Here is a 10,725-nt window from a genome sequence, read left to right on the forward strand (position 1 = left end):
CCGTCTGGCCCGCGGACCCGCTGGCCGCGCGCCGCGCCGACGTGGAGACCGGCGCGGCGCTCGTGCGCGCCGCCCTGCGCGGGCGGGCGGGCGAGCCGGGCGACCCGGGCGAGGGCGCGGTGCTGCCGGAGGCGGAGCAGGAGGAGCACGACGAGGAGGTCGCGGGGTGGGCCGAGCAGACCCGGCTGCTGCTGGCCGAGCGGGCCGCGGCCGGGCGGGCGCCGCAGGTCGTGCTGCCGGCGCACCTGTCGGCCTCCCGGCTGGCGCTGCTGGCCCGCGACCCCGACGAGCTGGCGCTGGTGCTGCGCCGGCCGCTGCCGCGCCGACCGCTGCCAGCCGCCGGCGGGCCGGCGTTCCGCGACTGGCTGGAGCAGCGCTTCAGCGCCGCGCCGCAGCTGGACCTGCCGCTGCCGGACGTGCCGCAGCCGGACCTGCCGCTGCTCGACCTGCCGCAGCCCGGTGCGCAGGAGGACGGCCTGGACGGCGAGGACGTCGAGGCGGCCGCGCTCGCGCAGCTGCAGCGCCGCTTCCTGGCCTCGGAGTGGGCCGGGCGCCGGCCGGTGGCGGTGGCGGTGGCGCTGCAGACGCCCGTGGCGGACCTGCTCGTGCGCGCGCGCCTCGACGCGGTCTTCCGCGGCGAGGCGGACGGCCGCACGCGCTGGGACGTCGTGGGCTGGAGGAGCGGGTCGCCGCCGACCGGGGAGGCCGCGCGGGCGCGCGACGTGCAGCTGGCGGTGCACCGGCTGGCCTGGTCGCGCTGGCGGCGGGTGCCGCTGGCCGACGTCGGCGCCGCGTCCTTCCACGCCGCCACGGGCGAGACGGTGCGGCCGGTGGACCTGCTGGGCGCCGGGGAGCTGGAGGCGCTGGTGCGCTCGGTGCCGCTCGCCTGAGCCCGCGGGCCGGGCGGCTCAGCCGCCGAGGTCGAGGTCCACGACGAGGCAGCGGTGGTCGCTGCCGCCGAGGACCTGGATGCTCGCCGACACCCGGGCGCCGGGCGCCAGGCCGTCGCCGAGGGCGTGGTCGAGCTGGATGCGCGGGGCCGGCGAGGGGAAGGTCGGGCCCGTGGCCAGCGGCTCCCAGGGCAGCACCCGGCGCACCACGCCCGGCGGCAGGTTGAGGTCGCCGAGCAGCAGCAGCGGGCGCGGCAGGTCCGCGGCGAAGGCGCGCACGGCCCGCAGCTGCCCGATGGCGCGCGGCGGGGAGAACGACAGGTGGGTGCACAGCACCGTCAGCGGCCCGGCCGCGGTCTCCACGACCGCGGCGACGACGGCGCGCTGCTCGTCGGGGATCCAGCGCAGCCCCGCGCCGGGCACCACCAGCGGCAGCCGGCCGCGCCCGGCCGCCATCCGGTGCTCCTGCCAGCCGCGCACCGGCAGCCGGCTGAGCAGGGCGATGCCGTAGGAGGGGGTGGCGGGCTGCGTGCCGGTGGCGTCGCGGAAGCCGCCGGGGGTGCCCGGGGTGCCGTGCACGGTCGCCGTGAAGCGCCCCAGCCCGCCGATCGCGGCGGCCAGCTGCGCGGTCTGGTCGGCTCCGCCGCTGCGCGCCAGCAGGTGGTCGACCTCCTGCACGGCGACGACGTCGGCGCCCAGGCCGGCGACGGCGGCGGCCAGCGCCGCGGTGTCCACCGCGCCGCTGCCCAGGTCGCGCCCGGAGGCGGCGTTGACGGAGGCCACGCGCACCCGCACGCCGTTCAGGTCGCCACCTCAGGTGCCCAGCGGGACGGAGTCGGCGTGCGCGTCGAGGTCGTCGAGCATCCGCCGGGCGTCCTCGACGATGCCGGCGTCCTCCACGCGCAGGCCCAGCAGCAGCCAGCGGGCCAGGGCCAGCTCGCCGGCCAGCCGGGCGCGCAGCAGCAGGTCGGGGTCCGGCGGCTCGGAGCGCGCGTGCGCGTACGCCTCCAGCACCGATTCCAGCGCGTCCGGGTCGGCGCCGACGGCCAGCCAGGCGAAGTCGTCGGCGGGGTCGGCGATCTTGGCGTCGACCCAGCCGGTGATGCCGGTGAGCACCTCGCCGTCGGTGCGCACGTGCTCGCCGACGAGGTCGCCGTGCACGGGGGTGGCCGCGAAGCGCCAGTGGGTGACGTCCTCCATGAGCACCTCCCAGCGCGTCAGCAGCCGCGGCGGCACGTGCCCGGTGGCGGCCGCCCGGTCCAGCTCGGAGAGCCGGCGCTTGCGGTACTCCTCGGCGTCGTAGACGGGCAGGCCCGTGTCGGCGACGACGGCGCCGTCGATCTGGTGCAGCGCGGCCAGCCCGGCGCCCAGCGAGGCGGCCAGGCCGGGGCCGGGGCGCAGGGAGCCCGGGTCCAGCGGGGTGCCGGGCAGCTCGCGGTGCACCACGCAGCGCCCGCCCTCGGGCAGCACGAGCGTGCCGGCCGGCTGCGGCACGGCGAAGGGCAGCGGCTCGCGCAGCCGGGCCAGCAGCTCCACCTCGGCGTCCAGCGCCGCGGCCGCGGCGGGCCGGCGCGGGGAGCGCACGACGAAGCGGCGCCCCTCGGCGTCGACGACGACGGCGGTGTCGAAGTCCGCGCCGTCGTCGTCCGCGGGACCGGCGGCCACCACGTCCAGGCCCCGCACGGCGGCGGTGGCGAGGGCGGCGAGGACCTGGGGCGAGCGGGCGGGCACGCCCCCACGGTAGGGCCCGCGGTGCTGCATAGGGTGCAGGAGTGACCCCCGTGAGCCTGCCGAGTCCTCCGCTGCGCGACCTGGCCCTGTCCCGCCAGCAGCTCGACCGCGCCGGAGCCGCGCGCAGCGCGCCGGGGCTGCTGGAGCGGCTGTGGGCCTCGCCGGGCACCCGCGTGCTGCGCGTGCACGCCGGCCGCGCCCCCGTCGTGGTCACCGGCGAGGGTCCGCGCCTGGTGCTGCGCGCCCCCGCCGAGGTGCCCGCGCCGGGTCCGGAGGACCTGCGGCTCTACCTCGGCGTGCACGACGGCGTGGAGCACGTCGCGGTCGTCTCCGCCGACTCCGAGCCGGAGGCGGCCGACGGCTCGGCGGGCGACGAGGAGTGGCGCGGGCTGCGCGAGGTCGGCGAGCAGTTGCCGGCGCGCGACGCGGGGCTGTTCACCGAGGCGCTGTCGATGGGCAACTGGCACGCGGTCACGCGCTTCTCCCCGCGCACGGGCGAGCCGCTGGGCTCGGCCTCGGCGGGCTGGGTGAAGGTCGAGCCGGGCGGCAAGGAGCACTTCCCGCGCACCGACGCCGCGGTGATCATGGCGGTGATCAGCCCGGACGACCGGCTGCTGCTGGGCCACCAGCCCGTGTGGCCGGCCAACCGCTACTCGGTGCTGGCGGGCTTCGTGGAGCCCGGGGAGTGCTTCGAGGACACCGTGCGCCGCGAGGTGCTGGAGGAGGCGGGCATCGTCGTGGGCGGCGCCCCGGACGACGTGCGCTACCTGGGCAGCCAGCCGTGGCCGTTCCCGGCGAGCATCATGGTCGGCTTCGCCGCCCGCGCGCTCACCACCGACATCCGCGTCGACGGCGACGAGATCGCGCTGGCGCGCTGGTTCACCCGCGAGGAGCTGGCCGAGGAGGTGGGCGCGGGGCGGGTCCTGCCGCCGCCGGGCGTCTCCATCGCCCGGCGGCTCATCGAGGCCTGGTACGGCGGGCCGCTGCCGGTGCCCGCGGGCGACGCCTGGGCCTGAGCGGGCCGCAGCGGCCCCGCTCGGGGCCGGGCGGCGGCGCGCGGGGGGTGTGCAGCGCCGCGCGGGGGTGCTAGGCATGGCGCCCGACACGCGCTCACCGGCCCGGCGGCCGGAGGAGGAGGTCCACCGTGGCCGTCCAGCTGATCGACCCGCCCGACCTGCCCGTGCCCGAGCTCTACCACCAGGTGGCGGTGGGCTCCGGCTCGCGCACCGTGCACACCGCCGGGCAGGTGGCCCGGGACGGCGCCGGGAACCCCGTCGGGCCCGGTGACCTCGCGGCCCAGGCGGAGCAGGTCTACCTCAACGTCGCCGCGGCGCTGGCCGCCGCGGGCGCGGGCTTCGACGACGTCGTCAAGCTCACCGCCTACCTCGTCGACTGGCGCCCCGAGAGCGCGGGCGCGCTCGTCGAGGGCGTCCAGCGCGCGGCCGAGCGCCTGGGCACCGACCTGCGCAAGCCCATCAGCCTCATCGGCGTGGTCGCGCTCGGCGAGCCCGACCTGCTCATCGAGGTCGAGGCGGTCGCGGTCCTGGACTGAGCGGCTCAGCCGCGCACGAGCTCGGCCGGGTGGCGCGGGTCCTCGCAGCGCAGCACCGCGTCGGCGCGGCCGGCCGGCTCGGACTCGGCCAGGTAGCGGTGCCAGCCGCCGAGGACGCGCTCGGCGTCGTCGGCGGCCACCCGCCGGCGCACGGCCGCGTCGGAGGTGGACAGGTGCACCACGGCGTCGAAGCCTCCCCGCAGGTCCTCGCGCAGCAGGAAGGGGCCCGCGAAGACGAGGACGGCGTCGTCGGGCACGGCCTCGCGCGGCGCGCGCGAGGCGCGGTCGGTGGCCGGGTCGTGCAGCGAGGGCACCCACCGGCGGCCGGTGCCCGCGCCGAGCGGGCCGAGGACCTCCCGCCACAGCCCCGCGACGTCGAGCCAGCCGTCGTGGAAGGCGTCCGGGTCGTCGCGGCCGTGCTCCAGGCGCAGCGAGCGCGGGCGCCAGAAGCCCGTCCAGCCGGCCGTGAGCACGGGGCGGGCGGCGGCGCGCAGGGCGTCGGCCAGGTGCCCGGCGTACCAGGCGGTGTCGGCGTCCACGGCGCCGTCGACGCCGACGCGGGCGCCGGGCGGCAGCGCGGCGGCCCACCGGTCGGCGAACTCGCGCGGACCGGTGGGCCGGAAGGCGGTGCTCAGGGGGCGAGCTTGGACTTCACCTCGGCCACCGAGGGGTTGGTGGCCGCGGAGCCGTCGGGGAAGAGCAGCGTCGGCACCGTCTGGTTGCCGCCGTTGACGCTCATGACGAAGTCGGCCGCGTCCGGGACCTCCTCGATGTTGACCTCCGAGTAGCTGATGCCCTCGCGGTCCATCTGCGACTTCAGGCGGCGGCAGTAGCCGCACCACGTCGTGGTGAACATCGTGACGCTGCCTGCGGCCGGAGCCTCGATCGTCGGCACTGTGCGCGCTCCTCGCTCGTCTGCGTGCGGGTGGTCCCCGCGGTCCCTCGTGCTCTTCCCGTGCTGTGGTGCCAACCGCGGGCTCCCCGCGCATCTTCCCGCTGCCGCCGTCCACACCGCGGGCCGCGCCTGTCGCCAGGGCGCCCGGGGAGTTGAGAGGATGGCCCGGCCATGACGACCGCACCCGACCTCGCGCACCGCGCCGGCTCGCGCCCGGACGCCGACTCCGTCCTCGACGGCCTCGACCCCGAGCAGCGGCAGGTCGCGACCACCCTCGACGGCCCCGTCTGCGTGCTGGCCGGTGCGGGCACCGGCAAGACGCGCGCCATCACCCACCGCATCGCCTACGGCGTGCACTCGGGCGCCTACGTGCCCAACCGGGTCCTCGCCGTCACCTTCACCGCGCGCGCCGCGGGGGAGATGCGCACCCGGCTGCGCGACCTCGGGGTGGCGGGCGTGCAGGCGCGCACCTTCCACGCCGCCGCGCTGCGCCAGCTGCAGTTCTTCTGGCCGCAGTCCATCGGCGGCACCCTGCCCCACCTCGTCGAGCACAAGGCGCCGCTCGTCGCCGACGCCTGCAACCGGCTGCGCATCCAGGCCGACCGCACCCGGGTGCGCGACCTGTCCGCCGAGGTGGAGTGGACGAAGGTCATGCTCGTCGACCCCGACGACTACGTGCGCCTGGCCGCCGCCGCCGGCCGCGGCGAGCCGGGCGGGCTGGACCTGTCGACGGTCGCGCGGGTGGTGCGCACCTACGAGGACGTCAAGACCGACCGCGCCGTCATCGACTTCGAGGACGTCCTGCTGCTGACGGCCGGCATCCTCGACGAGCGCCCGGACGTGGCCGCCACGGTGCGCGAGCAGTACCGCCACTTCGTCGTCGACGAGTACCAGGACGTCTCCCCGCTGCAGCAGCGCCTGCTCGACCTGTGGCTGGGCGAGCGCCGGGACCTGTGCGTGGTCGGCGACGCCAGCCAGACCATCTACTCCTTCGCCGGGGCGACGCCCGAGCACCTGCTGGACTTCCCCCGCCGCCACCCCGGCACGACCCTGGTGCGGCTGGTGCGCGACTACCGCTCCACGCCCGAGGTGGTGCAGCTGGCCAACTCCGTGCTGTCGATGGCCTCCGGCCGGCACGCCCGCGCCCGCCTGGAGCTCATCGCCCAGCGTCCCTCCGGACCGCCGCCCACGTTCACCGCCTACGACGACGACGTCGCCGAGGCCACCGGCGTCGCGGCCCGCATCGCCGCCGAGGTCCGCGCCGGGCGCAGCGCCAAGGACATCGCCGTGCTCTTCCGCACCAACGGCCAGTCGCAGGCGCTGGAGTCCGCGCTCGCCGACGCCGGGGTGGGCTACGTCGTGCGCGGCGGGGAGCGCTTCTTCTCCCGCAAGGAGGTCCGCGACGCGATCGTCCTGCTGCGCGGGGCGGCGCGCTCGGCGGTGCCCGGCCACGAGCTGGGGTCGGAGACCCGCGCGGTGCTCACCTCCGCCGGCTGGGCCGAGCACGCGCCCAGCGCCGGCGGCGCCACCCGCGAGCGCTGGGAGTCGCTGCAGGCGCTGGTCGTCCTGGCCGACGAGCTGGCGCAGGCGCGGCCCGGCGCGACGCTGGTCGACCTCGTCGACGAGCTCGTCGAGCGCGGCCAGGCCCAGCACGCCCCGACGGTCGACGGGGTGACCCTGGCGTCCCTGCACGCGGCCAAGGGCCTGGAGTGGGACGTCGTGCACCTGGTCGGCGTCAGCGAGGGGCTGCTGCCGATCTCGTTCGCCGAGACGGCCGACGACGTGGAGGAGGAGCGCCGGCTGCTGTACGTGGGCATCACCCGCGCCCGCGAGGCCATCCACGTCTCGTGGGCGAACGCGCGCACCCCCGGTGGCCGCGCCAGCCGCAAGCCCTCGCGCTTCCTGGACGCGGTGCGCCCGCAGAGCGCGCCGGCCGGGCGCCGCGCGGTGTCCGCGACGGGCGCGCGCCCCTCGCGCCGCAGCGGGCCGATGGTGTGCCGGGTGTGCGGCACGTCGCTGACCGCGGCCGTCGACCGCAAGCTCGGCCGGTGCGCGGACTGCCCCTCCAGCTACGACGAGGCGGTGTTCGAGGCGCTGCGCGAGTGGCGCAGCGCGACGAGCAAGGAGGCCGGCGTGCCGGCCTACGTGGTGTTCACCGACGCCACGCTCGTGGCGATCGCCGAGGCGGCGCCCGCCGACACCGGGGCCCTCGCGAAGATCCCGGGCGTCGGCCCCTCCAAGCTGGACAAGTACGGCGACGAGGTCCTGGCGGTGCTCTCCCGCGGCTGACGCGGGATCACCAGCCGGTCGCCGTCGTCGTTGCGGCGCAAGGCTCCTCCCGCTCCTCGCCCGGTGGTTGAGAACGTCACCAGGAGGAGTCGGCGAAACCCGCGGAAAAAGACGTTGTCGTCGTCACCGCCGTGCCCCTACAGTCGAGAGCACGACAGCGCGCACAGGCCGCGCGCAGGTACCGGTGAGGGGAGGGCAGACCAGTGGACACCACGACCACGGACACGACGTTCGACGCGGTGCAGCAGTTCACCGTCGACGCCGTCACCTGCCCCAGCGCCACCCTCGTCGTCCGCGACACCACCACGGCCGCCCTCCGCGGCGCCCCGTGGCAGCGCAGCCACGCGTCCACCCAGGTCATGTCCACGGGTGGAGTGCGTCCGCTGCAGGTGGTCGCCGCGCGTCTGCGCGTCGACGAGAAGGACGCCTCCACCTTCCCGCTCGTGGGGAACCCGACCTGGAGCCCGCCGGTCTAGCTCGTAGACCGGCTCTCCCAGGCCGCGGACCCCGCACCACTCGGGTCCGCGGCCACTTTGCGTTCGTGGGCTCTTCGACGTCGAACCACCCGCCGGAGAACGCAGAGAGATGAACCCCACCACCGCCTCGCGAACCGCCCCGCACCGCGCGCACCGAGAAACCGCCGACCCCACCGCTGTCACCGCACGAGCTGAGGAGGTGAGCGGCGTGCAGCGCCGCCCCACGCCGGACCCGTTGCCCTGCCGCCGCTACGACCCCGAGCTCTGGTTCGCCGAGAAGCCCGAGGACGTCGAGCTGGCCAAGTCCCTGTGCCAGGACTGCCCGCTCGCGAACGCTTGTCTCACAGGCGCTCTCGAGCGCACCGAGCCGTGGGGCGTGTGGGGCGGGCAGCTGGTCGTCTCCGGTGTCGTCGTCCCGCGCAAGCGCCCCCGCGGGCGTCCCCGCAAGCACCCCGTGGCCGCCTGACCGTGGCCGCCCGCACAGCCGGCACCACCACCGCCACCGGTACCACCGGCGGCAGCAGCACGCACGAGGGCGGCGCCGCCGCGCTCACCACCGATCCGCCCGGGGACCCCGGGCGCGGAACTCCCGGGAGAAGGTCGCAGATGTCCTACGTCGAAGAGGTGCTCGTCCGAGAACGCGTCGCGGAGGCGCACCGCACGGCTGCCCGGGTGCGCGCCGCCCGGGTGCTGCGCGCCCGTCGCCGCGCCGAGGTGGCCGCTCGCCGCGCCGCGCTCCTGGCCGAGCGCGCCGAGGCCGCGGCCGCGCAGCTGCCGGCCGGTGAGCTCGTCCACGCCTGAGGGCGCGCGGGCCGGGACCCGCCTCAGGGGTCCCGGACCGGCCGCCCGGCCGGCAGGGGGAGGTCGACGCACCCGCACTGCGGGTGCGCCGACCACCACCGCTGGCGCACCGTCCCCTCCGGCAGCAGCAGCTCCAGCGTCGCGCCCACCGCGGCGGCGCCCGCGCCGTCGAGGTGGGCCAGCACCTGCAGCCCCGCCAGCCCGGCGACCGCGCGGGCGGTCGCGCTCTCCTCGGCCCCCCGCGGTCCGTGCACGAACGCGTCCACGACGGCCGGCCAGCCGGGGTCGGCGTCGGTGACGTGCAGGTCCAGGCAGCGCAGGCACGCCGAGCGGCCGGGGACCACGAGCGGGCCGACCACCGCGTCGGTGTCGCGCAGCACCACCGACAGGTGCGGCACGCCGTCGGCCAGCAACCCGTCCGCCCGCACCGCGTGCGCGGCGTGGTGGGTGATGAGCACCACGAGGTCGGCGGGCGCCGCCGGCCGCGCCCGCGCCGGCGGGAGCGCCGCCGGGTCCTCCGTGACGAGCGCGCCGACGCCCGCGTCCTCGAGCAGCTGCAGGAGCAGCCGCGCCGTCCTGCCGCCGCCCACCACGGCGACCACCGCCGCCGCCCGCGCCGCGAAGCGCTGCGCGGGCGCCGGCCCCGCGGGGTCGAAGGCGTTCCACGCCGTCCCGTCGGCGGCCAGCCGCGCCTCCACGCCGACACCCCCGGCCGGCCGGCCGAGGCGGTCCAGCACCTCCGGCCCACCGGCCCCGGGTGCACCGGGACCCAGGACGGTGGCGCTGCGGGGGGTGGAGCCGATCTGCAGGAGGCCGCCGGGGCGGCGCGCGACGGGGGGTCCCGCCGGCGTCGTCGCGGGCGGGGGCGGGAGCGCACGGGACACGCGGCCACCCTGCCGCAGTCCGGTGCCCGGCCCCCGGCGCCGTCCACAGCCCCGCGGGGCGTGGACGCGCCGGAGCGAGGTCAGGAGGCCTTGCCGAGGATGCGGTTGAGGTTGGTGTCGCAGACCGGGCACTTGCCCTTGGCCATGCGGCGGCCGTTGGTCTCCACGACCTGGCCCTCCGCCTCGCGCTTCTCCTTGCACTTGACGCAGTAGAACTCGCCCGTCCAGGTGTCGGCCATGGTGCCTCCTCGTCTCGGTGGAACGGTCGTCCTGTCCGGCATCGTGCCCTGAGCGCGCGCATCGGGCGCGTCGGCGCGCCTGCGGCCGCGATCCGTGGTCTGCTGGAGGACCGGGCGGGCGCGTGATCGCAGATCCCCGCGTCCGGGCTGCTCCCGCGCTACCCTGCGGCAGATGAGGGCTCACCGAGCAGGTGCAGCAGCCCTCGACGCCGCCTCCGCGGCGGTCGAGGCCGACGACGCGGTGGACCTCGCCGCCGACGACGTGGACGTCGTGCCCGATGACGTCGTGGACGTGATCGCGGACGACGTCGACCGCGCCGGCCCCCGCACCGTCACCGTGGACGCACCCACCCCCGTCACCGACCTCGCCGACCGGCGGGTCGAGGTGCGCCGCAGCCGCCGCCGCACCCGCACCGTGTCCGCCTACCGCGACGGCGAGCGGACCGTGGTGCTCATCCCGGCGCGCTTCAGCCTCGTCGAGGAGCGCGAGTGGGTCGAGCGCATGGTGGGCCGCCTGGAGGCCGCCGACCGCCGGCGCAACCCGCACGAGGGCGACCTGCTCGACCGGGCCCGCGAGCTGTCCCGGCGCCACCTGGACGGCCTGGCCCGCCCCCGCTCGGTGACGTGGGCCGACAACCAGCACCACCGCTGGGGGTCCTGCACGCCGGCTGACGCGAGCATCCGCCTCTCCAGCCGGCTGCAGGGGATGCCGGGCTGGGTCCTGGACTACGTGCTGCTGCACGAGCTGGCGCACCTGCTGGTGCCCACCCACTCGCGCGCCTTCTGGGACCTGCTGCGCTCCTACCCCCGCACCGAGCGGGCGCGGGGGTTCCTCGCCGGCGTGGACCACGCCACCGGTCGCGAGGGCCCGGGCCACCACGACGACGACGGCGGGGACGAGGGGCTCGAGCGCGACGGCGGGGCGCCCGCCGTGCAGGTCACCTCGACCGGCTGGGACGCGCCCGACT

13 protein-coding genes and 1 pseudogene are annotated in these 10,725 nt (G+C 77.5%); 8 read left to right on the top strand and 6 right to left on the bottom strand.

The genetic code is table 11. The annotated features are described in order from the left end of the window. Nucleotides 1-890: pseudogene (locus GTQ99_RS13760) on the top strand (ATP-dependent helicase); the annotation flags it as partial. Between the two features lie 18 nt (nt 891-908). Here GTQ99_RS13760 and GTQ99_RS13765 read toward each other — a convergent pair. Both GTQ99_RS13765 and GTQ99_RS13770 read right to left on the bottom strand, forming a co-directional pair. Continuing rightward, complete coding sequence (locus GTQ99_RS13765; RefSeq protein ID WP_166616305.1) at nt 909-1,679, bottom strand: endonuclease/exonuclease/phosphatase family protein; 771 nt, start codon at nt 1,677-1,679, stop codon at nt 909-911. 24 nt (nt 1,680-1,703) lie between these two features. Beyond that, nucleotides 1,704-2,621, bottom strand: coding sequence for a phosphotransferase (locus tag GTQ99_RS13770; protein WP_338074987.1), 918 nt, complete (start codon nt 2,619-2,621; stop codon nt 1,704-1,706). Nucleotides 2,622-2,662: 41 nt separating this feature from the next. Here GTQ99_RS13770 and nudC point away from each other — a divergent pair, with 41 nt between their 5' ends. Further along, nucleotides 2,663-3,637, top strand: a complete 975-nt coding sequence (nudC, locus tag GTQ99_RS13775; RefSeq protein ID WP_205707457.1) for an NAD(+) diphosphatase — start codon at nt 2,663-2,665, stop codon at nt 3,635-3,637. A 128-nt stretch (nt 3,638-3,765) separates the two neighbouring features. Further along, nucleotides 3,766-4,173: a Rid family hydrolase gene (locus GTQ99_RS13780; protein WP_166616307.1), complete on the top strand. Its 408-nt coding sequence runs from the start codon at nt 3,766-3,768 to the stop codon at nt 4,171-4,173. Between the two features lie 5 nt (nt 4,174-4,178). Here GTQ99_RS13780 and GTQ99_RS13785 read toward each other — a convergent pair whose 3' ends face one another. Next, nucleotides 4,179-4,712 (bottom strand): nucleoside/nucleotide kinase family protein, encoded by a 534-nt coding sequence (locus GTQ99_RS13785; RefSeq protein ID WP_205707458.1) that lies wholly within the window; start codon nt 4,710-4,712, stop codon nt 4,179-4,181. A 92-nt stretch (nt 4,713-4,804) separates the two neighbouring features. After that, complete coding sequence (locus GTQ99_RS13790) at nt 4,805-5,029, bottom strand: mycoredoxin (RefSeq protein WP_166616317.1); 225 nt, start codon at nt 5,027-5,029, stop codon at nt 4,805-4,807. 210 nt (nt 5,030-5,239) lie between these two features. On the opposite strand from GTQ99_RS13790, the gene GTQ99_RS13795 reads away from it, so the two are divergent. The 4 genes from GTQ99_RS13795 to GTQ99_RS13810 all read left to right on the top strand — a co-directional run bounded on the left by GTQ99_RS13795 (nt 5,240) and on the right by GTQ99_RS13810 (nt 8,634). Further along, entirely contained in the window at nt 5,240-7,357 is a 2,118-nt protein-coding gene (locus tag GTQ99_RS13795; RefSeq protein WP_166616308.1) for an ATP-dependent DNA helicase UvrD2, read from the top strand. A 203-nt stretch (nt 7,358-7,560) separates the two neighbouring features. Beyond that, on the top strand, nt 7,561-7,833 hold the full coding sequence (locus GTQ99_RS13800; protein ID WP_166616309.1) for a hypothetical protein: 273 nt from the start codon (nt 7,561-7,563) through the stop codon (nt 7,831-7,833). Between the two features lie 199 nt (nt 7,834-8,032). Continuing rightward, nucleotides 8,033-8,299, top strand: a complete 267-nt coding sequence (locus GTQ99_RS25205; RefSeq protein ID WP_338074989.1) for a WhiB family transcriptional regulator — start codon at nt 8,033-8,035, stop codon at nt 8,297-8,299. 2 nt (nt 8,300-8,301) lie between these two features. Then, the gene (locus GTQ99_RS13810; RefSeq protein ID WP_166616311.1) at nt 8,302-8,634 is read left to right on the top strand and encodes a hypothetical protein; all 333 of its coding nucleotides are present in this window, start codon (nt 8,302-8,304) and stop codon (nt 8,632-8,634) included. Nucleotides 8,635-8,657: 23 nt separating this feature from the next. Here GTQ99_RS13810 and GTQ99_RS13815 read toward each other — a convergent pair whose 3' ends face one another. Both GTQ99_RS13815 and GTQ99_RS13820 read right to left on the bottom strand, forming a co-directional pair. After that, complete coding sequence (locus tag GTQ99_RS13815; protein ID WP_166616312.1) at nt 8,658-9,518, bottom strand: hypothetical protein; 861 nt, start codon at nt 9,516-9,518, stop codon at nt 8,658-8,660. A gap of 80 nt (nt 9,519-9,598) precedes the next feature. Further along, nucleotides 9,599-9,757: a DUF5679 domain-containing protein gene (locus tag GTQ99_RS13820; RefSeq protein ID WP_166616313.1), complete on the bottom strand. Its 159-nt coding sequence runs from the start codon at nt 9,755-9,757 to the stop codon at nt 9,599-9,601. A 337-nt stretch (nt 9,758-10,094) separates the two neighbouring features. Here GTQ99_RS13820 and GTQ99_RS13825 point away from each other — a divergent pair. Then, nucleotides 10,095-10,725 (top strand): M48 metallopeptidase family protein (locus GTQ99_RS13825; protein WP_420814564.1); only part of this gene is annotated, 631 nt, incomplete at its 3' end.

Origin of the sequence: Kineococcus vitellinus (assembly GCF_009906315.1) — a bacterium.
Lineage (GTDB): Bacteria > Actinomycetota > Actinomycetes > Actinomycetales > Kineococcaceae > Kineococcus > Kineococcus vitellinus.

Bases quoted from the DNA above. Each gene is read 5' to 3' on its own strand.
- GTQ99_RS13795 (WP_166616308.1), top strand. From the start codon at position 5,240: ATGACGACCGCACCCGACCTCGCGCACCGCGCCGGCTCGCGCCCGGAC.
- GTQ99_RS13790 (WP_166616317.1), bottom strand. From the start codon at position 5,029: ATGTTCACCACGACGTGGTGCGGCTACTGCCGCCGCCTGAAGTCGCAG.
- GTQ99_RS13820 (WP_166616313.1), bottom strand. From the start codon at position 9,757: ATGGCCGACACCTGGACGGGCGAGTTCTACTGCGTCAAGTGCAAGGAG.